This is a genomic window from Afipia sp. GW823-FHT06G09 (genome assembly GCF_058794875.1).
This window is the reverse complement of record NZ_JBXAHF010000005.1, coordinates 297,245-322,347: the sequence shown is the minus strand read 5'-3', so window position 1 is coordinate 322,347 and position 25,103 is coordinate 297,245. Positions and strand designations below refer to the sequence as shown.

General features: G+C 56.5%; 19 protein-coding genes. 9 read left to right on the top strand and 10 right to left on the bottom strand.

Going from position 1 to position 25,103, the window contains the following annotated elements:
• Window positions 1–90: 90 nt before the first annotated feature.
• The 5 genes from AC1Q67_RS22415 (at window position 91) to AC1Q67_RS22395 (ending at window position 9,903) form a co-directional block, all read left to right on the top strand.
• Window positions 91–2,049, top strand: a complete 1,959-nt coding sequence (locus tag AC1Q67_RS22415) for a hypothetical protein (RefSeq protein ID WP_492237252.1) — start codon at window positions 91–93, stop codon at window positions 2,047–2,049.
• A gap of 69 nt (window positions 2,050–2,118) precedes the next feature.
• On the top strand, window positions 2,119–4,275 hold the full coding sequence (locus AC1Q67_RS22410; RefSeq protein ID WP_492237253.1) for a type I secretion system permease/ATPase: 2,157 nt from the start codon (window positions 2,119–2,121) through the stop codon (window positions 4,273–4,275).
• A 41-nt stretch (window positions 4,276–4,316) separates the two neighbouring features.
• Window positions 4,317–5,678 (top strand): HlyD family type I secretion periplasmic adaptor subunit, encoded by a 1,362-nt coding sequence (locus AC1Q67_RS22405; protein WP_492237254.1) that lies wholly within the window; start codon window positions 4,317–4,319, stop codon window positions 5,676–5,678.
• 88 nt (window positions 5,679–5,766) lie between these two features.
• Window positions 5,767–7,335, top strand: coding sequence for a GNAT family N-acetyltransferase (locus AC1Q67_RS22400; protein WP_492237255.1), 1,569 nt, complete (start codon window positions 5,767–5,769; stop codon window positions 7,333–7,335).
• 18 nt (window positions 7,336–7,353) lie between these two features.
• Entirely contained in the window at window positions 7,354–9,903 is a 2,550-nt protein-coding gene (locus tag AC1Q67_RS22395; protein WP_492237256.1) for a putative Ig domain-containing protein, read from the top strand.
• 24 nt (window positions 9,904–9,927) lie between these two features.
• Here the strand turns inward: AC1Q67_RS22395 and AC1Q67_RS22390 are convergent, their stop codons facing one another.
• Together AC1Q67_RS22390 and AC1Q67_RS22385 are read right to left on the bottom strand one after the other, a co-directional pair.
• Complete coding sequence (locus AC1Q67_RS22390) at window positions 9,928–13,086, bottom strand: efflux RND transporter permease subunit (RefSeq protein ID WP_492237257.1); 3,159 nt, start codon at window positions 13,084–13,086, stop codon at window positions 9,928–9,930.
• Window positions 13,087–13,101: 15 nt separating this feature from the next.
• Window positions 13,102–14,238, bottom strand: coding sequence for an efflux RND transporter periplasmic adaptor subunit (locus AC1Q67_RS22385; RefSeq protein WP_492237258.1), 1,137 nt, complete (start codon window positions 14,236–14,238; stop codon window positions 13,102–13,104).
• Window positions 14,239–14,501: 263 nt separating this feature from the next.
• Between AC1Q67_RS22385 and AC1Q67_RS22380 the strand changes: the two genes are divergently transcribed.
• On the top strand, window positions 14,502–15,296 hold the full coding sequence (locus AC1Q67_RS22380; RefSeq protein WP_492237259.1) for a hypothetical protein: 795 nt from the start codon (window positions 14,502–14,504) through the stop codon (window positions 15,294–15,296).
• Between the two features lie 16 nt (window positions 15,297–15,312).
• Here AC1Q67_RS22380 and AC1Q67_RS22375 read toward each other — a convergent pair whose 3' ends face one another.
• Complete coding sequence (locus AC1Q67_RS22375; RefSeq protein ID WP_492237260.1) at window positions 15,313–15,669, bottom strand: hypothetical protein; 357 nt, start codon at window positions 15,667–15,669, stop codon at window positions 15,313–15,315.
• 206 nt (window positions 15,670–15,875) lie between these two features.
• Here AC1Q67_RS22375 and AC1Q67_RS22370 point away from each other — a divergent pair, with 206 nt between their 5' ends.
• Together AC1Q67_RS22370 and AC1Q67_RS22365 are read left to right on the top strand one after the other, a co-directional pair.
• On the top strand, window positions 15,876–16,097 hold the full coding sequence (locus AC1Q67_RS22370) for a cysteine rich repeat-containing protein (protein ID WP_492237261.1): 222 nt from the start codon (window positions 15,876–15,878) through the stop codon (window positions 16,095–16,097).
• A gap of 73 nt (window positions 16,098–16,170) precedes the next feature.
• Window positions 16,171–16,383, top strand: a complete 213-nt coding sequence (locus tag AC1Q67_RS22365; protein ID WP_081710841.1) for a hypothetical protein — start codon at window positions 16,171–16,173, stop codon at window positions 16,381–16,383.
• A 58-nt stretch (window positions 16,384–16,441) separates the two neighbouring features.
• On the opposite strand, the gene AC1Q67_RS22360 is transcribed toward AC1Q67_RS22365, so the two are convergent.
• The 4 genes from AC1Q67_RS22360 to AC1Q67_RS22345 all read right to left on the bottom strand — a co-directional run bounded on the left by AC1Q67_RS22360 (window position 16,442) and on the right by AC1Q67_RS22345 (window position 20,169).
• Window positions 16,442–16,741 (bottom strand): hypothetical protein, encoded by a 300-nt coding sequence (locus AC1Q67_RS22360; protein ID WP_051358640.1) that lies wholly within the window; start codon window positions 16,739–16,741, stop codon window positions 16,442–16,444.
• 116 nt (window positions 16,742–16,857) lie between these two features.
• Window positions 16,858–18,093: a glycosyltransferase family 4 protein gene (locus AC1Q67_RS22355; protein WP_492237262.1), complete on the bottom strand. Its 1,236-nt coding sequence runs from the start codon at window positions 18,091–18,093 to the stop codon at window positions 16,858–16,860.
• A gap of 10 nt (window positions 18,094–18,103) precedes the next feature.
• Window positions 18,104–19,378 (bottom strand): glycosyltransferase family 4 protein, encoded by a 1,275-nt coding sequence (locus AC1Q67_RS22350; RefSeq protein WP_492237263.1) that lies wholly within the window; start codon window positions 19,376–19,378, stop codon window positions 18,104–18,106.
• A complete protein-coding gene (locus tag AC1Q67_RS22345; protein WP_492237264.1) occupies window positions 19,375–20,169 on the bottom strand; it encodes a WecB/TagA/CpsF family glycosyltransferase in 795 nt (264 codons plus the stop codon). The genes AC1Q67_RS22350 and AC1Q67_RS22345 overlap by 4 nt, the downstream gene beginning before the upstream one ends.
• Between AC1Q67_RS22345 and AC1Q67_RS22340 the strand changes: the two genes are divergently transcribed.
• Window positions 20,149–21,459, top strand: coding sequence for an endo-1,4-beta-xylanase (locus tag AC1Q67_RS22340; protein WP_492237265.1), 1,311 nt, complete (start codon window positions 20,149–20,151; stop codon window positions 21,457–21,459). The two genes, AC1Q67_RS22345 and AC1Q67_RS22340, sit on opposite strands and share 21 nt — an antisense overlap.
• Window positions 21,460–21,478: 19 nt before the next feature.
• Here the strand turns inward: AC1Q67_RS22340 and AC1Q67_RS22335 are convergent, their stop codons facing one another.
• From AC1Q67_RS22335 to AC1Q67_RS22325, 3 genes are read right to left on the bottom strand one after another with little or no spacing between them, the layout of a single operon-like run.
• A complete protein-coding gene (locus AC1Q67_RS22335; protein WP_492237266.1) occupies window positions 21,479–22,918 on the bottom strand; it encodes a lipopolysaccharide biosynthesis protein in 1,440 nt (479 codons plus the stop codon).
• 2 nt (window positions 22,919–22,920) lie between these two features.
• The gene (locus tag AC1Q67_RS22330) at window positions 22,921–23,976 is read right to left on the bottom strand and encodes an acyltransferase family protein (protein WP_492237267.1); all 1,056 of its coding nucleotides are present in this window, start codon (window positions 23,974–23,976) and stop codon (window positions 22,921–22,923) included.
• Window positions 23,973–25,085, bottom strand: a complete 1,113-nt coding sequence (locus tag AC1Q67_RS22325; RefSeq protein WP_492237268.1) for an acyltransferase family protein — start codon at window positions 25,083–25,085, stop codon at window positions 23,973–23,975. Before AC1Q67_RS22325 ends, AC1Q67_RS22330 begins: the two co-directional genes overlap by 4 nt.
• Window positions 25,086–25,103: the final 18 nt, after the last annotated feature.

The window sequence follows — 25,103 nt, the reverse complement described above, 5'->3', positions numbered from 1 at the left end:
ACCATCATGCTCACACGACCAAAAACGATTTGATGTCGCGGCTAGCTCCGCAGGATCGTCGATTCCTTGAGCCTGAAATAGGAGGCTCTCATGGTGCCCGGCGGCATTACCGAAGTAGTTTATCATTTCGCAGGCTATCTCAAAATCATAAACGACATCGCGCGAGATCGTATCGACTACGATCAGTCGTCGTTTCGGCAAATTCAAGACGATTACGTTGCGAAGTTGCCAGATTACAATGCAAATCCAGATTTCGCTGGTCTTGACGGCCGGGGCTTGGGGGGGCCGGAGGCACTTCCATTTGAAGACTATCAAGCGTCCCGGGTTCATCCAACAAGATCATTAAGCCCGCCGCCACTCCGCCCCGACCTGGATGATGACGGGATAGGAGGCCTTCCAAGATTGTCATGGCCTACTTCGGCCGGCGGAGCCGGAGGCGTGGGATACGATTTTCATATCACCGTCCAGTATCAGCCGGGCGGAGAGCAGTCGTTGCTGCATGTTCATCAAGTCAATGCTCTATCAGATGATGACAGCCTTCTTGTGTTGCCTTCTGGATGTGGAGATGCGGCCGCCGCGCTTGTATCTGTTCAGGCCGAACAGCTTACAGCTCACACCGAGGCGATCCTTCAACGAATGGCGGACGGGGCCAACGATCAGATTCCGAAAGAGTGGTGGATTCCCCAAAATGGAACCGGCCTCACCGATCTCGCCAACTCGCACGACGACAACCTTGCCTTGCGCGCTGGAGCACCTGAAACCCATTCCGTCGAGCCTGGCTATTACCTGAACGGAGTGTTGCAGGATCCGGCTATGACACCGCCGGACCAAGTGCCGCTACCCCCACCTGACCCCACTCCAGATCTAGGACACGATCTCGGACAGTGGGCGTTGGCCGGAGGCAACAATAGCTGGAACGCCTCGTTGATCGTCGATCTGAGCGAGTCCGGACGCTCGATGATCGTGATGGGCGACTACTTCAAGACCAATGCGATCTTCCAGACCAATTCCACAATGGATCACGACCACGTCGATGTTATGGGAGGGCAAGGGCTCCCAATCGCGACAGGTGGCGATCAGGCAACCAATACCGCCGATTTCGTCCAGCACCCCGGCATTTATGCTGATTTGAAAGCCACCTTTGCCGGGCCACACTGGAATGTGGATGTCGTAGACGGCAACTACTACGACGTGCATACCCTAGTTCAGATGAACTATCTGTCTGACAACGATATCATTGCTCAGAGTAGTTCGGACTCGCACTACGTCATTCAGGCGGGCGGCAATGAGCTTGGTAACCTGGCTCAGATTTTTGATGGATCGATTCACTATGATCTGATCATTGTGACCGGTGCGTATCACGGGATGAATGTGATCTTCCAGAACAACATCCTGTTGAACAATGATTACATCAAGATGCTTGCAGACGGTACAGATCCGTCACAGTCCGTCGTGTCGGGCAAGAACGAGTTAAGCAATACGGCAACGATCGAAAACTATGGCGATAACAATTTCGATCCGATGAATGACAATCTCAAGAGCCTTGTTTCTGCGGTCGGAGACGGTGCGACAACCCTCGATCCTTCTTACGGAAAATTCGTTGACGGGTCCGGTGGCGTATTCAACGTGCTGTACGTCAACGGTGACTATTACGATCTGAATGCTATCTGGCAGACCAACGTCACGTCTGACGTCAATGTCATCGCGCAGCTCATAGGCGCGCCGTCGGTTGCCGCTCAAACCCTCCACCCGGATGGAAACGAAATTCAGTCTGTGACAAGCGGGAAAGACAGCTTGAGCAATGACGCGGCAATCGTCGATGTTGGCGCGACCAACACCTTCGTGAACGGTCAGGTGTACGGCGATACCATCCTTGTGCAGGCAAATCTCCTGCCGGACGACAAAGGTCATGCGCTGAATCACGATGCACAGGCCCTGGTTCCGGAGCTGATCGCTTTCGTCAACGATAGTCAGGAGGAGGCGCCCGTGGCGCAGCCGGTACTAAGTACGCCGGTGCATGAGGATCCAATAGCAAGTGTCACGCACTGAACGGTAAAGGTGCTGTGAAAAACGAAGGCATCGAGTTGAACCAAATCGGCGTTGTGGAGGCCGGGGTACATGACACGGGGCGACAACGAACCTCACATTAAGGCCAGCGCGTCTGCGCATTTGACCGACGAAGAGAGCGCGAAACTGCGCCCTGCAGCGGTTGTCCCTTTTCCGGCCCGTCATGATACGCGAGGCGGCACAAACGTGGCGCATAAGGAAGCTTCCGAACTGGCGAAAGATCAGTCCGGGGTCGCCGTTTCAATCCAGCAAGCCCTGTCCGCGGCAGACAGCGCAGCCAAGCGATCCGACGATCCCGCGCCACCGGAGGTGGCGAAGACCCCACCAGAACCGCAAAGTGATGCGCGTCCGCCGGCAAGCGGCTCGCCGATCAGCCCCGGTGCACCGGTCCCATCCGTAGTGAATGGAGGCGGGGGTGGAAATAAAGGAGCGTCGAACGGCGGGGGAGGCGGCGGAGGCGGCGGCGGTTCGACACCCTTGCATAAGCGTTCCAGCGATAATGAATTCCGAGATGCTCTCGGCAAAGGCCTCGCCAACGCGCGGCGCAACCTTGTGACCGTCGGGATATTCTCCATCGCTGTCAACCTTCTCGTCCTCGCGATCCCCGTCTACCTTTTCAACATGTCGGATCGCGTGATGACGAGCAGAAGCACCGACACGCTTGTCATGCTGTCGATGATCGTGGTGGTGGCGATTGGTGCGCACGTGCTGATGGATATGATGCGCCGTATTATCCTGATGCGCGTTGCAGTCGAAACCGAAGCGCGGCTGGGCGGTCCTGTTTTAAGCGCAGCTGCGAAAGCAGCGCAGGGTGGTTCGAGTCGTGAGTTTCAGACACTTGCGGACCTTCAGCATCTGCGCGCATTCATCACCGGGCCGGTGCTGCTGACCATGTTCGACGCGCCAGTAGCTCCTGTCTACTTCGCGGTTGTTTTTCTGATCCATCCCCAACTCGGGCTGATCGTTCTGTCGTCCGGCTTGGGTCTTATGGCCGTCGCCATACTGAATCAAAAGATCACGGCCATTCCATTTACACGGGCGAATGCTTTTGGGACCCGCGCCAACCTGCAGGCAGAAGCGATGGCGCGCAACGCTCAGGTTATCAATGCCATGGGCATGATCCCGGAGGGCGTTCAGGTCTGGGGCAACGAAACGGTCGAGTCTTTGAAGGCGCAGGTCGCCGGGCAAGATCTCAACATCATGATGACGGGAATCTCGAAATTCCTGCGCCTCTGCACACAAATCGCGATTCTGGGCTGGGGCGCGTGGCTGGCATTGGAGAGCCAACTGACCAGCGGCATGATCATCGCGGCCTCGATCGTGGCGAGCCGCGCGCTTGCTCCAATGGAAGGGACCATCGAGGGGTGGCGTGGCTTTGTGCAGGCGCGTTCCGCCTACGGGCGTGTCAAAGCCCTTCTGCAAAATTCACCGCTGAACATGGACCGTTTACGGCTTCCGCGCCCGCAGGGTCATCTCAGCGTCGAGCGCATTCTGTACGTTCCGCCGCCCACCAAGAAAGTCATCCTGAACGGGATCAGCTTCCAATTGCAACCCGGAGAGTCGCTGGCGATCGTGGGTGACTCGGGAACCGGAAAAACCATGCTTGCGCGCATGCTTGTGGGTTCAATTATCCCGACGGCCGGCAATGTGCGCCTGGACATGATGGACCTTCGGAACTGGGACACGCGTCAGTTCGGCGAAAGCGTCGGCTACCTGCCGCAGGACGTCCAGCTTTTCCCCGCGTCCATCAAGGCGAATATCGCACGCATGCGGCAGGATGCGATCGATGAAGATATCTTCGACGCGGCAGAAACAGCCGACGTTCACGAGATGATATCGAGTTTCGCCCAGGGTTATGAAACCATTGTCGGCATGGACGGAAGCCCGTTGTCCGGCGGTCAAAGGCAGCGAATTGGGCTCGCGCGCGCATTCTATGGCAATCCGCGCCTGATGGTTCTCGATGAACCAAATTCAAATCTAGATGCAAATGGCGAGCGGGCGCTGGCCAAGGCGCTCATTCGTGCAAAAGAGAAGCAGATAACGGTCGTGACGATCACGCAGCGTGCCGCGCTTCTTAGGAGCGTCGACAAGATCATGATCCTCAACAACGGTGCGGTACAGGCGTTCGGCACGCGCGACGAGATCATCCCGCTCATTTCCGGGCGCAAACCAAGCGGCGGTGACGGGCCGCCGATGCTGAATTCTTGATGAGGGAAATCTGAATCTAACAGGATTATCGAGGTGCCGTTGTGTCAGACAAAAAACTCATTGCGCAGGAGCCGGTAGCTGAAGGCACTTGGTACGATTCGCTTCCGCGGTCGACGCGTCTCCCGACGATTGGCGGCGTGCTCATTATGGCGGTTATGGTCATGGGTTTCGGCGTATGGGGCAATATGGCTCCGATCGCCGGCGCCATTGTCGCGTCAGGTGTGTTTGTTGCAACAGGCCAAAACAAGATCATTCAACACCTCGAAGGCGGCGTCATACGTGAAATCTACGTGCGCGAGGGCGATATCGTCGAGCAGGGACAGTTGCTGGTTGATCTGGATGAAACCGCTCCGCGCGCCGAGCTGCGTCGCCTGTTTCTCCGCCGCATGCGACTGACGGCTATGGATGCCCGGTTGCAGGCCGAAATGAGCGAAGCCGATGAAATCACGTTTCCCGATGAACTGATTCAGGCGATGGATGAGCCCGAAGTGAAGGAAATTCTGGGTAGTCAAAAACTGACATTCACAGCCCGCAGGAATAACATGAACAGCGATATCGCGGGCATCAATGAAGGCATCAACGCGCTGAACGAAAGAATTCAGGGTTCCAGGATTCAGCTCGACGGTGTCCGCCGCCAGATCAAGTTCATCGAGGAGGAGATCGAAGCCAAGGAGTATCTCCTGAAGACCGGCTTGGTAAGGAAGCCGGAGGTTCTGCTGCTGCAAAGGTCGCAAGCGAACCTTGATGGAGAGGTCGGCCGGATCATGGGCGATATCGGCGACGCAAAAGAGCGCATCGCGAAAGCTCTTGAACAGATCAACGGCGTCAAGAAGACCGCGATCAAGACCGCAGTAGAGCAAATGCATGAGGTGCGGGGCGAATTGGTCGATGTACGCGAGCGAATGCTGAGTGCAAAGGGTGTGCTCGACCGCATTCACATTGCGGCGCCCGTCAGAGGGGTAGTCGTCAAGTTGCGGTATCACACGCAAGGAGGCGTGATCGAAGCCGGCAAGAACATCATGGAAATATTGCCGCTCAAGGATGAACTTATCATCGAAGCCCGCGTGCGCCCGCAGGATATCGACAGCGTCAGGCATGGGCAGCACGCAACGGTTCGGCTCAGCGCTCTCAATCAGCGCATTACGCCTATGATATCGGGAGAAGTCATCTATCTTTCAGCCGATACGTTGGCCGACGAGAAAAAATCCCAACAAGTTGGGCCGACCGACATCTATATCATCCGCGTCAAGCTGAATAATGAGGAAGCAGCCGCAATCCCGGGTTTCAGCCCGACGCCAGGTATGCCGGCGGAAGTCTACGTCAAGACGACTGAACGAACGTTCTTCCAGTACATCGTGAAGCCGATCCACGACAGTATGACGCGCGCGTTCCGCGAGCGATGAGGAAGGAAATTGCGATCTTAAACGAGGTTTGCGGAGGAAGGTTGAAGCGCTGGTTCAAGGTATTGAGCATCACAAGCGAGGTCACACCGTGCGAATTGATGTCATAAACACGCTACCGGATTTCACCCGGCTGGAAGAGAACTGGAACGCCGTTTATGACGCGGATCCGGATGCCCAGTTGTTCATGTCCTGGAAATGGCTTTCGGGTTGGCTCGGGCAAATCTCCAGCCCCTGGTTTGTTCTTGGAGCAAAAGCGAGCGAAAAGGCAGATGCGCCTTACGTGGCATTTCTGCCGTTGCGTATCCAAACGAAGCTGGAGAACGCGCGTTTCCACAATGAACTAAATATGGCCGGTAATTTCTCCGCCGATTACACCGGCATTCTCTGCGCGCCGGGATTAGAGCATCAGGCCATTCCGGCATTTGCCCGGCATCTGAAGCGGATGAATTGGGCCCGCCTCAACCTCGAAAACATTCGTATGTCGGAGCCACGTATCCGACTTCTGTTGGCGCATTTTCCGAAAGCCAGTTTCCAGACCAGCGAGATCAACCGCATCGGAAAGGTCGACAATATCGACAATAATCTATGTCCGTTTGCGGCGCTTCCGCCGGACTGGAATGCATACCTCGATATGCTGAGTGCGAACACCCGGCAGAAAATACGACGCCTGTTGAGGCTTGTTGACGAAACCGGCGAGTACCGCATCACCGTCGCAACATCAGAGACGATTGAGCGAGATCTCAATACATTGCTTCGATTCTGGGAGGTTAAATGGACGCCGCGAAAAGGCGACCTGGTTCATACCCTGATACGCTCTAATCGGGCCATGCTGACGCGAAGCTTCAGGGCCGATCTTCTATTTTTGCCGACACTCTGGAAAGAAGACCGACCGCTCGCGGCGCTTGCGACACTGATCGACAAGCGGAAACGCTCTTTCCTGTTTTACATGACCGGACGAGATGAGACATTCGATGGCCCGCCGCCAGGTGTAATTTTGCATGCCCATAGCATTCGGCATGCAATTGCGAACGGATTTACCGAATATGATTTTCTGCGCGGCAATGAAACCTACAAGTACTCATTCGGTGTGAAGGAGCGCCGCATTCGTTTTGTCATGATAGGCACAAAGAATGGACTGAATCTCGGCGGCAGGCTCGATCAGCGAACCATCCCCGACGTTCTACAAGAGGCGACGGAGCTTCATCAGAAGGGAAAGCTCGTGGAAGCCGAGCATGGCTACCGGCAGATTATGGAGATCGAACCGAAGAATGCCGATGCGATCCATCGGCTCGGTCAGCTGTTGGTCAGCAAGGGCGACCACGCCGGCGCCAAGAGGCTCTTCGAGACGCTCACCGGGATCAGACCAGAGATTTACAAACCCTGGCTGTGCCTTGCGCAGTCGTGCGATGCGCTGGGGCACCATCTTGAAGCCGTCAACGCCTATCGAGAGGTCATTCGATTGAAGCCAGATCTACCGGAGGCCTTCTCCAGTCTAGCGGCGACACTCGTCAAACTCGGTCGGATCGAAGACGTCAATATGGCGCTTGTCGCGGCTATTGGACGGGTGGAAAGCGTACCCAAGATGAACGGTCGGGAGTCGAAAACACGACGTGTTGTCAATGGCAGTATAGCGCAGGGTGAAGCAGCAGCAGTGTAGCGAGGCACCAGAACCCAAATGAGCAGCAATCTCAGTATGCAAGGGTTGGCCGGGACTGTAGTTTCTGACGGGTTCGTATTTGCTGCGAACGGAATTGAGTGCCCCGCTGTATGCGCCCCGGCAGTCTTTGTCGATGCCGGCCTGTTGTTTTCTGGTCATTACGATCGGCTCGGCCTTGATCTGGTTATTTCCAGCGGACCGGAAAGTTTCACCGTAAAAGAATACTTCAAGGGCGAGTACCGCGCATCACTGATGTCTCCGGAAGGAGCGAGCCTTGCGGGGCGCGTGATCGAAGCGATGACGGCACGTGTCCAGTACGTGCAGGCTGACCAGATTGCGAGCGCGGTAGCTGCTGTGGGAAATGTCGCGAAGGTGAGCGGCACCGCAGTCGTAACGCGTAATGGTGTGCCTGTCGAACTAAAGCAAGGCGATAGGCTTCTCAAGGGAGACGTCGTCCAGACCGGTCCGGACACGACGATTGGAATCAGCTTCGTAGATGGCACGGCGCTGGGACTTGCATCGAATGCGCGCATTGTTCTGGATGAGATGACGTATGATCCAAACGGGTCGTCCAATTCGTCGCTTTTAAGCCTGATACAGGGCACGATTACCCTTGTTGCCGGGCATACTGCGAAATTCGGAAACATGCGCGTCGAAACACCGGTTGCCACAATGGGAATCCGGGGCACAGCTGTTATGGTGGAAATCGTCTCAGACGATGGGCCGAGCAAGTTCTCCGTGCTCAAAGAGCCAGACGGAAAGATTGGATCGTTTCATCTTTACGACAAGGGGACCGGAGAGCTCCTCAAGGTTGTATCTCACGCTGGTCTCGTCACGATTGTCACGCCGCTCGGCGCAGGGCAGCCGGTCTCCGCGATAGATCAGCTAAAGACGCTTGCCGATATTCAAAGCGAGAGAGGTCTTATTCAGCAGGTTTTCCAGATCTACTATCCCAACTACAATCCAAACGGACCGGGAGGCGACAAAACCGGTTCCAGCGTAAACCCCCTTGCAAATTTTGCCGGGATTTCTTCTGCGCTAGGAATCGAGTCCGGTGTGCCGGGCCTGATCGCTCTTGCAAGCGGCGTTGTTATTACGCCGGCCCTCGCGACGCCGCAGGATCTCCTGATTTTTCCGGATGCTCCCCCGGCTCCGGCGGTGCGCGCGATTGCAGTGGCAAACGTCGTGGATGTTCAGGCGTCGCAAGGCCCCGTCGAACGGAATTTTGCCATCAGCGATCAAGTTACGGTTTCAATCAATGGACAGGTGGTAGATCAGTCGACAGGGCGCTATGTATCAGGCACTGGTAGCGTGACCGGCGTGGAAAGCACTGTACCGGCCCCTCAGGGCGTCAATCTTGCCAGCCTGGTGCATATCGATCCTGCAACGGGCGTCGTAACATACGACGCGAGCCAGTTTGCATTTTTGGGCGTTGGGGAATCGGCAATCTATACGATTGGGTTCGATAGCCAGCCCGGAACATCCATTGTTCCTGAGACTTTAACGCTGACCATCAATGGGTTGAACGACAAGCCAACCGTCGAACATCCTATTCCGGACCAGCGGGCTAGGGAAGGCTGCAGATTCGAGTATGTCATCCCGGCGTGCGTGTTTGCCGACCTCGATGCAAACGATACCTTGACTTTCCGTGCGACGTTGGCGAATGGCGATCCACTTCCAAGCTGGCTTACGTTCGATCCCGTGTCGATGACGTTTTCCGGAACGTCGCCGAAGGGAGAAGAATGCGTACTCCATATCAAAGTTATCGCGAGCGACGAGCACAATGCGACAGCCGTTGATCAGTTCGATCTCGTGATCGCGGAAAGTCACCAGCACCATCATCATTTCCACGATGACAGTGCGAGTGCCTTGAGTGACCAAGATTTGACTACAGTAAGCGACAACCGTGAACCGGTGACAGGAGCCAGCGACGTCGCCTCGGAAAATCAGGGAGAAGATCGTCACAAATCGGAAATGATAGATTCTGCCGGTTGCAGCGATAACTGCTCCAATGAATCAAAACCGGAAAGAGACGATCGACCAAACTCGTCGACAGACATAGCTTCATTATCCCACAGGGAGCATGTCACATATGAGTCAAATGGCGTAAGCGGCATCAGCGATATGCGCGCCCATGGATCAGCACAGACGCCTGTTCCGAGCAATTTTGACTCCGATCGTTCGGACCACACGGATATGCATACTGGATGGTCTCGCTCAGCGGTCGACTACTCAAGTCAGATGAATTCATCGCACGATAATCACAGCTCTTTCTCGACCAGCTACAGCGTGACATTTAACTGGAGCAGCACGTCCGGGAGAGGGCGCGATGCGGACAGCTTCGATTTCAGGTCTGATCTCGGTCGCAATTTTGACCACAGCCAATCGACATCCGATTTCACGCAGTTCGAAAAATCGTGGTCCGGTAACGGGGGCGATGTAGCCGCTCTTGTTCAAGCCGTGACAAGCGTCGAGTTTTTCACCAGCCATGACGATCACGCGATAACGACGCGCTTCAGTTCATCGGTAGAATTGCACACGCACCAGAGCGATTTCCACCTGGCCTAAGCAGTTCGGAGCATATCCTGGCCGCTAAGGTCCCGCTCCGACTGGCTGCGAAGCGGCCTTCTTCGTCTTGCGCTCGGCGAGCCAGTTCTCGAACCGCTGTATCACGACAAAGAATGTCGGAACGAACAGAACGGCAAGGCAGGTCGAAGCAAGCATCCCGCTGAACACGGTGATGCCGATTGACTTACGGGCACTCGCGCCGGCGCCGGTAGCGAAGACCAGCGGAGCCACGCCGAGGATAAAGGCAAACGACGTCATCAGGATTGGCCGGAACCTTGCCCGCGCGGCTTCGACGGCAGATTCCAGCAGTGGTCTGCGATCCCGGACATGGAGTTCCAGCGCGACTTCCACAATGAGAATGGCGTTCTTGGCCGACAACGCGATCAACAGGATCAGTCCGATCTGTGTGTAAAGGTTATTTTCGATCCTTAGCCCTGTGAGGACTGCCATAGGGCCGAGCAGGGATAGCGGCACGGCAAGAATAACCGCAATTGGTGCAAACCAGCTTTCATACTGTCCAGCCAGAACCAGATAAACCAGCAGCAGGGCGAAGCCGAACACGTAGTAAATCTGGTTGCTGACGGCTTTCTCCTGATATGACATCGCCGTCCACTCGTAGCCTGTGCCCGGCGGCAATGTCTTGTCGGCAATTTGCTCCATCAGCGTAATGGATTGGCCAGAGCTGTAACCCTGCGACGGCAATCCAATAACGGTCGCTGACGGGTAGAGGTTGTACAGGCTGATCAGAGAAGGGCCAACAGCCGGGGTAATTGTCGCGATCGTGCCAAGCGGGATCATCGCGCCTTGTTGATTACGCACCGTCAGGTGTGCGATATCCTTAGCAGTCAGGCGGAACAGTGCATCGGCTTGGGCATAGACCTGAAAGGTGCGTCCAAACTTGTTAAATTGATTGACATAGGACGACCCGAGATAGGCCGCCAGTGTCGAGAATACCTGATCGGTCGTGACATGTAGTGTTTGTGTCTTGATCCGGTCAACCTCGACGTCGAACTGCGGGACCATTGAGCGGAACGGAGAACTGACACGTTGTAGCGCGCTTTGCGTCAGGGCGTTAGCGACCACCGCTTGGGTGATGGCCTGGAGTTTGCCGAAATCGGAATTGCCGTCACGCAGCTCAACCTGCATCGCAAAACCGGCGGCATTGCCGATACCTTGAATGGGCGGAGGGGGAAGCACGAAAATCCGCGCTTCCGTAATCGCCTCGAGCTTCCGATTTAGTCCCACGACGAGAGAGCGCAAATCTTCTCCGGGACCACGTGCCTCCCAGTCCTTCAGGATGAGATAGGCAACGCCTGCATTGGCGAGACTGGAACTGTTATCAAGTGCCGAAATGCCGGAGATGCCGATAACCTGCGCAACGCCTGGTGTCTTTCCGGCGATTTCAGTAACCTGATCCAGCACGCGCTGGGTGCGGTCGAGCGCGGCACCATCTGGCAACTGCACGGTTGCCAGCAGATATCCCTGATCCTCGATCGGAATAAATCCCGTTGGCACGCGAGACAGGCCATAGCCGCCGATAGCAATCAGGATCAGCGCGATGATCAATGAGATATTGCTGTGCCGAACCATGCGATCGATGAATGAACTGTAACCCCTCTCGACCCGGTCATAGATCGAGTTGAAGCCGCGATAGAACCAGTTACGCTGCTCTGGCGGGATTGGCCGCCGAAGCCAGAGCGCGCATTGCGTGGGCTTCAGGGTCGCAGCATTGATAGCGCTGATCAAAGCGGTTGCGGCGATTACCAGCGCGAACTGCGCATAGATGCGGCCGGTCAGACCAGGAAGGAAAGCCGCCGGGAGAAATACCGACACCAGAACCAGTGTGATTCCGATAATCGGCGCGAATAACTGATCCATCGCCTTGATCGCGGCATCGTGACCCGACAGGCCCTGCTCAATGTTGTGGGCAGCCCCTTCAACGACGACGATGGCGTCGTCGACCACGATTCCGATCGCAAGTACGATGGCAAACAGTGTCGACAGATTGATGGTGAAGCCAAGTGCCGCCATCGCGGCAAAAGCCCCGATGATGGTAACTGGGACTGTCGTTGCCGGAACCAGCATGGCGCGCCAGTCCTGCAAGAACACCAGAATCACAACGAGGACAAGAAATCCCGCCTCGATCAATGTTTTATAAACTTCGTGAATCGACGCCGTGACAAATTTTGTCGTGTCGAACGGAATGTCGAATTTCACGTCCTGCGGGAATCCGCGCGCCAAATCGGCCATCTTCTGCTTTACGGCCTGCTGGACCTGAAGCGCGTTCGCGCCCGGCGACTGAAAGACGCCAATTCCGATCGCTGGTTTTCCGTCCAGCGAAAATATTTGGCTATAGGTCTGGGCGCCAAGTTCAACGCGCCCGATGTCACGAACGCGGACCACATCGCCGTTGTTACCAGTCTTGACAATCACATTCTCAAATTCGCGGACATCTTCGAGCCGACCGTTGATGTTGAGAGTGTACTGGAACGCGTGCCCGGGGGGCGTCGGGGGCATTCCGATTTGCCCGGCAGTGACTTGCTGGCTCTGCTGCTGAATTGCCTGGATGACATCCTGAGGCGTGAGCGCCAGGGCTTGCAGCTTGTCTGGATCAAGCCAGACTCGCATGGAGTATTGACCAGCACCAAAAACAGTAACGTTACCAACTCCGGAAAGGCGCGATAGCTCATCCCGAATGTTGATCGTGGCGTAGTTGCTGAGAAAGAGGCTGTCGTAGGTGGCGTTCGGTGAAGTCAGAGTTACGAACAGCAGGATTGCCGTCGACCTCTTCTGGACCGTGACACCTTGCGTCTGAACCGATTGTGGAAGGGAGGATAACGCGCTGGAAACCCGGTTTTGGACCAGCACCTGCGCGAAATTCAGATCGGTGCCGATCTTGAATGTTACTGTGAGCGAGTAGGTGCCATCAGCAGCGCTGTAGGACTGCATGTAGAGCATGCCTTCGACGCCGTTTACCTGCTGCTCGATCGGCAGCGCGACGGTGTCGATGACCGTCTTGGCGCTGGCGCCTGGATAGCGTGTCGTGACCTGCACGGTCGGCGGAACCACGTCGGGGTACTGTGCGACGGCAAGGCCCAACAAGGCCACGCCGCCGATCAGGATCATCAGGATCGCGATGACGTTTGAAAGGACCGGCCGTTCGATGAAGAATTTCGAGATCATGGCCGGTTTCCGGACTTAGTTTGTCGAAGCGCGAGGCTGTTCTATTTTTTGCAGCTGAGGATCGACCTTTTGGCCGGGAATTGCGCGCAACAGGCCAGCGATCACAACACGGTCATCAGGTTTCAGTCCGTCTTCGACCACACGCAACTCACCTTCGAGAGGGCCGGTCTGTACCTTGCGTTGTTCGACGACATTCTCCTTGTTGACCACAAGGACATATCTTCCAGCCTGATCGCTTCCCAACGCGACATCGGGAATCAGCAAGGCATCCTTCTGCTGATCGAGAGGAACGCGAACGCGTACGAAATATCCCGGCAGCAGGACCCGGTCGGCATTCGTCAGAATTCCGCGGACTGCAAGCGTTCCGGTCGACTGATTGACCGTCGGCGCGGCGTAGTCGAGCTTTCCTCGGTGAGGAAAGCCACTTTCGGTCTGAAGCCCGACCTCGATCGGCGTTTCCTTGAGATCCTGCGTCGTGAGACCCTTCTCAGCGGCAGCCGCGCGTATCCGCAAGACGTCCTGTTCATTGACGTTGAAATTTACATAGATCGGACTTTGCTGAACGATGGTCGCGAGCTGGGTCGGCGAAGAAGCACCGACGAGTTCGCCGATCGAGACGAGGCGCGCGCTCACGACTCCGTCGAACGGCGCGGCGACATTCGTATAGCCGTAATTGACTGCCGCGATCTTGGTATTGACCTGAGCCTGCTGGAGATTGGCTTGCGCATTATCCCTCGAGGATGTGGACTGTTCGAGAGTCGCCTGCGACACGACCTGCCGCGAGACCAGATCGGATTGACGCTTGAAGTCGGACTCAGCCTGCCTCAACGAGGCCTGCGCACCAGCTTCCGCCGCCTGTGCCTGCTCCAGCTTCAGCTTGTAAGTCTCAGGCTCGATTGTGAATAGCGTCGTGCCCTGCTTTACGAAAGCCCCATCCTGATAGGAGATCGATTGGAGAAATCCCTGGACGCGGGCAACAAGGTCGACCGTATTGACCGGTCCGGTATTGCCAGTGGCTGTTAGATACCGAGTGATGGTGCGCTGCACAGGAAGACCAACGTCAACCTTCGGCGGCGGTGGCGGTACAAAACTATTCTGTTCGCAAGCTGTTAGCGCAGTCAGGAAAAAAATGACTGGAGGAATACGCAGCATAGACGATGCACTGCGCTTCGCAGCGCTGGGAAATTTAATGCTGGCCGGACACGAAGGTTTCATTTCGATGCCCTGTTAAATTATTTTTCGCGGAAATTATTCCGCTCCGGGATAGCAATCACTGTCTCATGGATACCAACAATCTACTTGCGGTGGAACCCAAAAGAGAAAATGATATCGACCGCTAAGAATTTTCTGACAATTTTTTTGAATTCACTTCTTTGCGGGCATCGTCTTCCGGACGCCAATAAGGATTTCTTCAAATGATCGACACGTTGAGACGTGTGGCAGCGCTATGGTCGCTCACGGCAACGATTTTCTGGGTGACAACGATATCGGTCGTCGCGCAGCAACCTACCGATGAGCAACGAAATGCCATCCGCTCTGCATGCCGCTCAGACTATGAAGCGAATTGCGCCAGCGTACCGCCCGGCGGAGCCGCTTCGTTGCAGTGCCTGCAGAAGAATATGTCGAAGCTGTCGGGCTCCTGCCAGCAGGCGGTCAAGGCTATCGAACCGGCCGCTGCACCGAACGCAGAAACTGCACCGGCTCCCGCCGCGTCAGCACCGGCGAAAGCGGCTGCGCCAGCCGCTGCTCCCAAAGCAGCAGCGACCACATCAGCGCAAAAGCCGAGCGACGCGCAGACAGCAGCCATGCGCAGCGCCTGCCGCTCGGATTACCAGAAGAACTGCGCCAGTGTCCCGCCCGGCGGTGCGCCGGCGTTGAATTGTCTTGAAAGGAACAAGTCAAAGCTTTCGGCGAGTTGCCAGCAGGCGGTGAGCGCGGTGAGCGGCACCGCAACCGCGCCGGCCGCCGGGGGCACACCGGCGGCCCCCGCAGGAGCTACAGCAGCAGCCCCGGCGCCCGCCCTGGTCTTGCGCCCAATGCGGCCGCGGGAGGAATTGTTTGTCCTGAGATCCGCCTGCGGAGCGGATGTCCGCACACTTTGTGACGGCGTCGTGCCTGGTGGTGGCCGCATCGTTCAATGTCTGGCTGTGCGGGCCGGTTCGCTTTCACCGGCGTGCAAGGATGTTCTGAGTCAGTTCGCCGCGCAGTAGGTCGCGCAGCGGTCGGCTATTCCCCACGAAAGGCAAGGATCAACTGAACCAGCCGGACGCTGAGGACAATGTAAAAAATCGACATCAGGATCTGGTAGGCGACATGCCAATTCAGTTTTGAAAGTTTGTAGAAGCCGTCGAGAAAATTGAGAAAGAGAAGAACGATACCGAATAGTTCGACGCCGCGGCCAATGAAGCTATGACGCAAGTAACCGAACAGAAGTATGGCCGGGTCGGTGCTGGAGACATGTGCGCCTGCTGATATGACCAACGTGGCCACAATCATTTTTTCGACGTGACCGAACATTTCCTTCGAGGCTTGCTCGAGATGCTCAGCATAGAATGTAAGCCACCTGGTCCTGATATCCTGCATGGTTCTCCCCCCGCGACTGACCGCGTGCGACAAACTGGCCTTGAACAGTTGTCTGATCAAAGGCTTTGGTTCGTCTCAGTACAGCGGCTCCTTAAACAAGAAGCAAGAACCCCAATTTATCGTTTCCCTAAGACACGTGCGGAACTGCAGGGAATGAATCTCTGTTTGCCACACACGATCACTGACAATCGGAAAGGAACAAACACATGCGATATGCCATGTTGATAGCCACTCTTCTGTGCGTCTCCGGCTCCGCGTACTCACAGGATCTGACAACCGAGCAGCGCAGCGCTTGCATGGGGGACTATGAAAAATTCTGTAAAGGCGTTGCTCCGGGAGGAGGGCGAATTATCGCCTGCCTGTCCAAGTCAAGCGACAAGCTCACACCTGAATGCAAGAAAGTGCTGACTGCAGCAGAGAAGAAATAGTTCTCAGGCCCTGACGCGCTCTTGCGAATGTTGTTTGCCCCAAGACCAACCAAGACAGCCTAAGGAGTTTGCCATGCGCTCGCTTCTGCTTATTGCTTCCGCCATCCTCGCATTTTCAGGAACAATGGTTGTCGAAACGACTGATGCCAATGCGGCGGTTTGCGCCCGCGGAGTGTACCGCGCCGGCTGCGCCGGGGCCCGGGGAGCGGTGGTTGTGCGCCGGCCGCCGGCCGTTGTTTGCCGTACGGTGTGGGTCGATGGCGTGCGTGTGCGTCGCTGCAGATAGCAGCATCATGCCGGCGGTCTGCTGATCTCATCCCCTGTGCAAGTGGCCTGGTCGATGCTCAGGACGAAGCGTTGCCCTTTATCTTCCGGCAAGGCGTCGATGCGGTGGATGACATTCGGACAATGCTCGTCACCGAGGGGGGCTGAACAAGATCCTTGCGGCTGAGAAACCGCAAGGTGCCGCGCGGGTAGGCATCGCAGAAGGCCGACAGCGTCGCAGCCGTTGCCGCCACGCTGTCCTGCTTCGGGATTACAGCGATCCCACCGTCTCTCAGGATAAAGGCGTCCTTGACGTTCGACATGTTCATGGTCGCAAGACAGATCTTGAACAGGTTTTGATAGGATTGCGGGGGTTGCATCAGGTCCCCGCCCAGACTTCCAAGCAGATAATCCCGGCTTTTTGTGCAGCTTTCAGCATTCGCGGAGTTGACCGCAATCAGAATCCCAGTGACGGCTGCAATCAAAGCTCGCATTGTCAGCAGCCCACGGCCGCGGCGCGAGGTGCGGGATGTTCCCGGGGCACCGCCCTTGCCGGAAGGGGCTGCTCCACTTTTTCAACACCAGTTCGCAGACTCGAACGGGGCAGGCCGTATGTCTCGGCGGCGCAACGTTCCCAGGACAGCGCGCGGGCATGTGTGGCTGCGCCGGCCGCGAGAATTGAGCGCGTATTACTGTCTTCGGCCAGTTCAGTGATTGCCTGGGCGACGGCCTCGACGTCGGGCTCAATAAGCACTCCTGTCTCGTCGGCGAGAACAGCATCGGGAACCCCACCGATTGCTGTCGCGACACTCGGCAAGCCACCCGCACCTGCCTCGAGATAGACCAGGCCAAAACCCTCGACGCGCCCCAGCGAATCCGGAATTCCGGTCAGACAAAAGAAATCGCTTGCGCCATAGATGTCGCGGATTTTCTCGTTCGGCAATGATCCGAGAAGATGAACTTCGCAATCCGCAGTCTCGATCATGTCGCGGAATTCCTCGACATAATCTGCCTCGCCGTTGGGACCAATCACGAGCCAGGCGATGCGCCTGCGCAATTCGTCCGGCAAGCGCGATAAGGCCGCAAGCGTCATGAGGTGCCCCTTGCGGCGCGTAAGACGGGCGACGGTCACCATGACAATCTTATCCAGCCCCACGCCATAGGCATGACGCGTTGCCTTTCGGTTTTTGCGCGGGCCGAACCAGAAATCCGAGACGCCGAGCGGGATCGCAGAAATGCGCTCGCTTTCAATTGTAAACCGTTCTCGAAAGAGTTCCCGCGTGAACCGGCTGTTGGCAGCGACCTCGGTTCTCGGTCCAAATACGCCTGCAGCTCGAATCGCAAACCGTTTGAGCGGTGTTTGAGTCTCATTGATTTCCGAACCGTGGACGGTCATCAGTAAGCGCGCCTGGGTCCGATGCCGCGACAGGGCCAAGGGAATGAAGAACGGCCAATCTGCCGCATGGATTACATCGTAGTCTTCGATGCGCACCCGATTGTAGGCGAGAAGAATTTTGGCGGGAAGATTCCGCATCGAGTGTAGCCCACCGCGAAAGCGATAAAGCTGAAAGGGAAGGGACCTGTCGATCTCCAGCGAACATTCGGAGTAATCTGGAGCTACCACAGTGACCCGCGCGCCGAGTTCGGTAGCCGCCGATGCGATCTCCCTTGCGTAGGTCCCAATTCCGCCTGTCGCGGGCGCGAACTCACTCGTCAGCAAGAGGATATTCATCGAGCGTCCCTCAATAGGCTTGCGGAGTCACCAAGCCCCGGGTGTTCTGAATTTCCTGGTGATAGCGGAAGACACGGGCGAGTTGAGTGCCCGGCGTAAAGGTCCGAATACTGGCCGCGATACGGGATGATTCCATCTCGCCCCTTGCGATGGCGTTGCGAACGTCGATGAAACGGTGAACGAGGCGCTCCACCATGTCATCCTTTGAGTCGCTTCGCGGAACGAGATACCCGGCTTCGCCATCGCGGATCACCGCCTCGAGTTGAGGCAGATGTACGGCAACAACGGGTCGTCCCACCCCAAGGGTTTCGAGAACAAATCGCGGCATTCCCTCGAACTCGGAGGTCAGAATGCCTGCATGGACTGACGCGAGTGTCGCAGCCATTCCGGCTGCGTCCTTGAATCCATGACGAACTGTGATGGTCTCGATCGCCGCGAACTCCGGGAATCGACGCGGATCACTGGTGCCAATGTAATGAAATTCCACCTTCTCGGGCATCACCTGACGCAGACGGTCGATGGTCCGGAACATCAACGCCGGATCCTTGAACTCGTCGAGCCGACCGGCAAAAACGACGCGGAAAGACTTGTTATCGCGAGGCAGGGGTTGAGGCTTGAAGATATCGGTATTGACCCAGGTCCACAGCGTGTCGATCTTCTCTCTCTGACGAGGATAGGTTTTCTGAAGACGTTCGGTGATGTAGGGATTCACGCACAGGAATTTCTCACTCGTCGCCATGGCAAAGCGCTCGCCCGCATTGTGGACGAAGGAATATCTGCGAAGCAGCGAATCCATCTGGAGCTTGGGAACGCCCTCGCCGTGAAGCATCTGGACGAACGGAAGGCGAAGGACAGCCGGTAGCCAGGAGAATTCAACACGGCGCAGGTCGATCGAGCATCGCCTCTTGCGAATCTGTCTGGAGATCAGGCCGAAGTTGCGTAGAAGCGCGACGAAGAACTGCCCGGTCAGTGACGAGCGGATAGTGCGGGCGGCTTCCCGCGCCCGACTGTCAGAGTAATGCAGTATGGGCAGAAAATCGAACGTACGGCCCCTAAAGGTGAGCTTGTGGACCTCTCCGAGCTTTAGATCGCCGACGGAATCGGTACCGATGAAAAGCAGATCGGTATCGGTCGGGTGAAACGTGATGAAATCCCGGATATAGGTTTCCAGACCGCCGACTTTCTGGCCGCGCGGATCGAATGGATGAATCAGGCAAATCTGATACCGCGCGCCGGCGTGGCTTGCATTGCGCGCGCGCTGCGCCAGTGTGACCGAGGATGTCATGCCGCTTTCCTTGTCCGTGCACTTACAATTTGCGGGATACTGCGCGCTACCAGCCGTGGAACGATGGCCATACAGCGCGCGTAACGTGGTCCGAGCCGGCGGGGACTCCGCAGCATTCGCCACGCCCATTCAAGACCGATCTTTTGAGTGATTCGCGGTGCGCGATTCTGAGTGTGGGCGATGAAGTCGAGGGCCGCCCCGGTGCAGAGCAACCCAACCCCCGGAAGGCTGTCGAGACAACGCGCGGCAAAAACCTCCTGCCGGGGGGCGCCTAACGCGATGAAGCAAAGTCTCGCTCCCGATCTTCGAATACTTTCGATCGCCCGGTCTGCTTCGTCCGAGTAAGGGTCAAAATCGCCGCTGGGTGCATAGTATCCGGCAATCTGAAGCCCGCTGAAGCGGCGCGACAGGCGGCGCGTTGTTCTGTGAAGTGTCAGGTTGTCGGACCCAAGCAGATAGACAGGAATTCCGCTTCGTCCGGCTTGCTCGCAGAGAGGTTCGACAAGGTCGGCACCGGTCGTTCTCTCGATCTGCGCGCCCACGAGACGGCCGAGTGCAACAATGGGAAACCCATCGGCGGTGACAAAGCGCGCCCGGCGATAAGCGGCGCGAAAGTCCGGCCGTCGCTGCAATTGCACGACGTGGTCGAGATTGAGTGTGCAGACAATAAAGCTATCGCCGCTTTGTGTTGCCGAGACGATCGACGATACAGCTTGAGGCATAGAGAGAATGTTGATGGTGATTCCATCGACAGTCACATCGTTTGAACGATGCAGATTCGGTTCCAGCATGTCTATCCCCCTGATGACAATGTGGCGTGCTCAACGGCTTGGACGTTTCTGGCGACGGAACTCTACGTGCCAAAAACTTCTATCGATGAGCATCGTCACGAAAACGTACCAATGCGTCGCAACGATGGCGTCTTGTCCAAAGAGCACGATGACAATGAAACTAAATCATTCTCGCGATGGAGATCTGCCATGCATGTGAAGTTGTCTCGCCGGGAGGCGATAACGGTGCTCGCTGGCGCGGGAGTTGCAGTGAGCGGCGGTGATGCGTTCGCTGCGGCGGATGAAAGTCTCGGCGCGATTGCGGCAGCAAATGGATTCGTGTTCGGAGCTGCTGCCGGTCCGGTTATCGATAAGGATCTTGCCTACCGTGAACTCTACACAAGGCACGCGCGCATCGTCACGACCGACATAGCCTTGAAAATGGGCACCATCGCGCCGCAATCCGGACCGAAGCGTTTCGAGAGCGCAGATCGCTTGCTGAATTTCTGTGCAAGAAACGACATTCCCATGCGAGGGCATTGCCTCATTTGGAACGAATGGGTTCCGTCATGGATCAAGAGCATGAGTGTGGCGGAGCGGAAGAGGTTCTTCGACGAGTACATCGAAGAAGTCGTCGGTCGCTATGAAGGAAAGCTGCAGTCGTGGGACATTGTCAACGAGCCGTTCTGGCCCGGACACAAGGCGCCTGGCGAGTATCGGCTTGGCCCATGGTATGAGACATTCGGCACCGACTATGTTCGTCGTGCATTTCAACGCGCAGCTTTGGCCGACAAGAACACGAGATTTGTACTCAACGAAGCTCAGACTGAGCGCGATGATGCGGTCGGTCGAGCCGTTCGCGAGGGATTGTTGCGTCTGGTTGATGAGTTGAAGGATGCGGGCGTGCCGCTTCATGCGGTCGGCCTGCAGGGTCACCTTCAGCCGCGCTACCCGTACGATGCTGGGCGATTCGCCGAATTCGTTCATGCGCTCGCTGAACGAAAGGTCGATATTTACGTCACGGAATTCGACGTACGCGACGATACGTTTCCGGACGACATTCCAGCCCGTGACGCCATGATTGCAGATACGGCCGAGAGGTTTCTGAATAACGTCTTGAGTATCGCCGCTGTCAAAATGGTGATCGCCTGGGAGCTTGCCGACAATTACTCATTCTACACGGGTGCAGCAAAGAAGAAGAACCCTCTTGCGGAACGGCTTCCGCGGCCTTTGCCGTTCGACGATGCGATGCAGAAGAAGCCGCTTTGGTTCGCGATGGCGCGGGCTTTCCGTAATTCAAAACGAACATAGCCTCCCTCCTGTCTCTTTGTCATGCTTGCGATCGTTGTGGACGGGCGCGCAGCATCCTGAACATTAGGGGCGCATAGAGCAGGACCAGCACGACGCTATAAATGGCCGCACCGCTCGCCACATGCGCAGCCAGCGATATGAAGTTTGCGGCTTCCGGCATCAGGCGAAGAGCCGCTCCCATCGCGGCGGTCGCAATCGCAATACGGAAAAGATGGCCCAGCGGCAGTGTGAGATTGAACTGGGAGAATCCGATGGCGAAGCTCGTAATCGCGGCAGCCGCAGCGGCAATGACAGTCGCGACGGCTCCGCCGATAATGCCCCAATACCAGATAAAGGCGAAACTGAGAGCCACAGTCACCACTGCGTCGATGCTCGCGACGACGATCATCAGGCGGGTTCGACTATGAAGGAGAAACACCTGATCGCCAAAATGGGCGCGCAGGTTACGGATCGCACCCGCCAGAACCGAAAGCGGCAGGACAGCGAGGGTCACTTGCTGGAATGGCATTGCAATTAGCAGGTGGACAATTTCCGTTCGCAACATGAAGATCCCAACGATGCTCGGCGCAAGAATAGCGACAAGAAGCGCGCTATTTTCCGAAAGCTGTTGCATCGCGGCGTTGCTGCCGCTGCTTTCCATCCGCTTTACGGCTATCGGGAAGGCTGCAGCTGTTACCAGCATTGCAGCAACGGCGGCAGCCCTTTGGCCGAGGCCGTAACCAACGGCGAACAGGCCAGCTGCAGCGACACCCAATATGTCGTTGACGATAAAGCGTGAAGCATTGAGGCCGACCCAGCCGAGTCCGCTGCCGACAATGATTGGAATACCGTAATGCAATGCATGATTGACGATTGTGCGATCAACTGGCCAGAGATTGCGCCCAAAGCCGATCTTCGGTAGAACAATGAGTACCGCGGCGAGCTGCGCGATAGCGTAGCCGGCGAGCGGCCATTCGGGATTCTGACCAAACAGATCGATCATGAGGAGGCCGATCAGAAAGCCTAACGCTGGGCCGATGATCTGTTGAACTGAGTAGACGCCGATCTTCTGCTGTACGCGAGCGCGCTCACCGATGTAAAGATTGAGCGATCGGGTGAGGACGTAGGCGACTGTCGCCGTCAGAAGTCCGGCCTTGGCGTCTGGTGCAATCACCAAAAAAAGGATGCCGATTATGGCAACACTCTGGATGAACACGGAAAGCAGCAAGATCGCATTTTCCGTCCGATAGAAGCGTTGAGCTTCCTCTCCGGTCTGAAAACGGCCGAAGAAACGGAGTGCATACTGAGACCACCAGGCGAGAAAGCCGATTTGCAGGAGTTCGTGCGTCGCTGTCACCAGTGTGATGACGCCCAAGGTGTGTTCATTGACGACGTGAGTCCAGACAATCATGGCGATCAACTGGAACAGCGGCCCGATGAGTTGCGCAGGCATATAGAGCAAGGTGTGGCGCAATAGCATAATCAGACCCCCAGCCGGCTTGAAATGCGTGACGGGAAAACTCGCCGGACTATCAGCATGAGAGCGATGCTGATCGATGCTGATATGCCAAAGGTCATCACGAAATCTGTGAGAGCCCCAAATGAGCGCAAGGACGCGTGGTCGCGCAGGGCCATCACCACGAAAATATGCCAGAGATAGATAAAGTAGCTACCCGAGCCGATAGCGGCGAGAAATGGCAGTCTTAGGTGAAGGATGAACAGCAAGGTGCTGAGCAGGGCCGCGTAGCCGAAGAACGCGACCGAGTCATAATCAGCAGCGTCGCCTATGTTGAAGATTCGCACTGCGGCGTAGATCAGATAGGCAGTCACCACTGCGCCCAAGATTAGTATACGCATGTGGCGTAGTACCAAGCCGATGCCTGTTACCCCGACAAGGGCTCCGAGCGAAGCGAAGGAGAACCAGAACGGAATGTCGCGTAGACGGACTTCTTGAACAAACGACTCGGAGAAGCCAGCGTGCAGCAGGAGCGGGTCGAGATAATTGCCGGAGATGAGTCCAAATACAAACGATAGTGCGATGAAGATGACAAGTCGCTGCGAGGTTTCTGAGTTACCAGAGCCTGACAACCGCAACATCAGCCACAATCCGATGGTACAGCCGATGTAAACAAAGACGTAGTAATAGACAAATACGTAGGCGAGAACGAAGCGTGCAACAGTCGTTGTAACGCGATGATCCATCGCTGAATTGTGCCAGGCCATATAGAAATAGGCTGCGACAAAGGCGATAGCATAGGGAATGAGCGCGGTCTTGATCCGCTTCCACAAGGCGATCCGCCCGGAGAGAGCAGTTAGATATCCCGACGCAAACAGGAAAATCGGCACGCAAGGGCGCAATGCTGCATCGGCCAGCTTGGCCGATGATGTATCCAGTGGCTGCGGGAGCGAATGGATGCCGATCACCATTAGAATCGCGATACCGCGCATGGTGTCGATGCCAGTGTCCCGGCCAGCTATCTGCACGCGCTCATCCTGATGCGCAATCCAACTTTCCGGTATCCGGGCGGCAATTGTCATCGCGCCCCCTCCGAGGATGAGGTCGCCGCGATGGATCTATGAGCGGGAAGTTGCCGGTCGAAAATCTCGTTGAGAGAGTGCCGCAAAGGGGTTTCGAAAAAGCGATAGGACAAAAAGCTTGCCATCGCCAAGGCAGCTATTGCGACGGGCAATAGCGACAGCTTTCCGCCGGGCAGGTCGGTTAAGGCCCTCGCACCGAATGTCAGAACCAAGGTAGCGATCGGGATATGCAGCATATAGCAGGAATAGGTGTATGCCGAAGCTCGATCAAATCGCAGGCGCGTCAGCAAAGTCGTTGCGCCGCAATAGTCACATTGGATAGCGAGAACCGCGATCGTATATACCGCGACAAGCGCCACCATTTCCGGAAGCAGCCAGCCCAACAGGGTGAATGCAAGCAAGGAGAGGGTGAATACCCGGGAAGAGACTGGCCACCGCGCGATTTGGTCGCGAAGGAGATAGCAGGCAACGCCGAGATTGAAGCCCGGCAGCGCCCTGAAGATGCCACCCTTGTTGATCCATTCGGCCCACGGTTCAGCGCCTGCTGCTGCCACGTAGGTACTATTGGCAAGTGCGGGGAGTATCACCAGCGCGACTACCAGCATTCTGCGCCGTTTCGTAACGAGGGCAACGAGCGGGAAGAGGAGATAACAGAACATCTCCGCAGACAGGGACCAGCTCGGGAAGTTGAAGGTCAGCCGTTGTCCGTCGACAGCATGAAGCAAGAACAGCTGTGCGGGAACATCAGATAATGGGTAGCGCGCGGGATTGTCGGTCTTCGCCAAGCCAAGGTAAATCGCCAGGGCGATGGCCAGGTAGAACATTAACGTGGCCAGATGGAGTGGATAGATCCGCGCCAGCCGGCGCCAGAGAAAGCGAAAAATCGCGGGGAAGCTTTCAACCTTGCCGATATACTGGCTGGCTATCACAAAGCCGGACACAACGAAGAACAGATCGACAAACAGGTTGAAGTGCAGGGTGTGCTCAAACACGAAGCGCCCCGCGGAGTGATCCTTTACGTAGTCTGAATAGTGCAAAATGACGACAGCGCCGGCGGCAATGATCCGCAGTCCATCCAGATGACGTGTGCTGTCTCTTGTCTGTAACAAGCCTATCCTCGCCCCGTG

Coding starts and splice junctions, on each gene's coding strand:
- AC1Q67_RS22415 (WP_492237252.1), top strand. CDS start 91: ATGGTGCCCGGCGGCATTACCGAAGTAGTTTATCATTTCGCAGGCTAT.
- AC1Q67_RS22410 (WP_492237253.1), top strand. CDS start 2,119: ATGACACGGGGCGACAACGAACCTCACATTAAGGCCAGCGCGTCTGCG.
- AC1Q67_RS22395 (WP_492237256.1), top strand. CDS start 7,354: ATGAGCAGCAATCTCAGTATGCAAGGGTTGGCCGGGACTGTAGTTTCT.
- AC1Q67_RS22390 (WP_492237257.1), bottom strand. CDS start 13,086: ATGATCTCGAAATTCTTCATCGAACGGCCGGTCCTTTCAAACGTCATC.
- AC1Q67_RS22385 (WP_492237258.1), bottom strand. CDS start 14,238: ATGCTGCGTATTCCTCCAGTCATTTTTTTCCTGACTGCGCTAACAGCT.
- AC1Q67_RS22380 (WP_492237259.1), top strand. CDS start 14,502: ATGATCGACACGTTGAGACGTGTGGCAGCGCTATGGTCGCTCACGGCA.
- AC1Q67_RS22375 (WP_492237260.1), bottom strand. CDS start 15,669: ATGCAGGATATCAGGACCAGGTGGCTTACATTCTATGCTGAGCATCTC.
- AC1Q67_RS22370 (WP_492237261.1), top strand. CDS start 15,876: ATGCGATATGCCATGTTGATAGCCACTCTTCTGTGCGTCTCCGGCTCC.
- AC1Q67_RS22365 (WP_081710841.1), top strand. CDS start 16,171: ATGCGCTCGCTTCTGCTTATTGCTTCCGCCATCCTCGCATTTTCAGGA.
- AC1Q67_RS22360 (WP_051358640.1), bottom strand. CDS start 16,741: ATGCAACCCCCGCAATCCTATCAAAACCTGTTCAAGATCTGTCTTGCG.
- AC1Q67_RS22355 (WP_492237262.1), bottom strand. CDS start 18,093: ATGAATATCCTCTTGCTGACGAGTGAGTTCGCGCCCGCGACAGGCGGA.
- AC1Q67_RS22350 (WP_492237263.1), bottom strand. CDS start 19,378: ATGACATCCTCGGTCACACTGGCGCAGCGCGCGCGCAATGCAAGCCAC.
- AC1Q67_RS22340 (WP_492237265.1), top strand. CDS start 20,149: ATGCAGATTCGGTTCCAGCATGTCTATCCCCCTGATGACAATGTGGCG.
- AC1Q67_RS22345 (WP_492237264.1), bottom strand. CDS start 20,169: ATGCTGGAACCGAATCTGCATCGTTCAAACGATGTGACTGTCGATGGA.
- AC1Q67_RS22335 (WP_492237266.1), bottom strand. CDS start 22,918: ATGCTATTGCGCCACACCTTGCTCTATATGCCTGCGCAACTCATCGGG.
- AC1Q67_RS22330 (WP_492237267.1), bottom strand. CDS start 23,976: ATGACAATTGCCGCCCGGATACCGGAAAGTTGGATTGCGCATCAGGAT.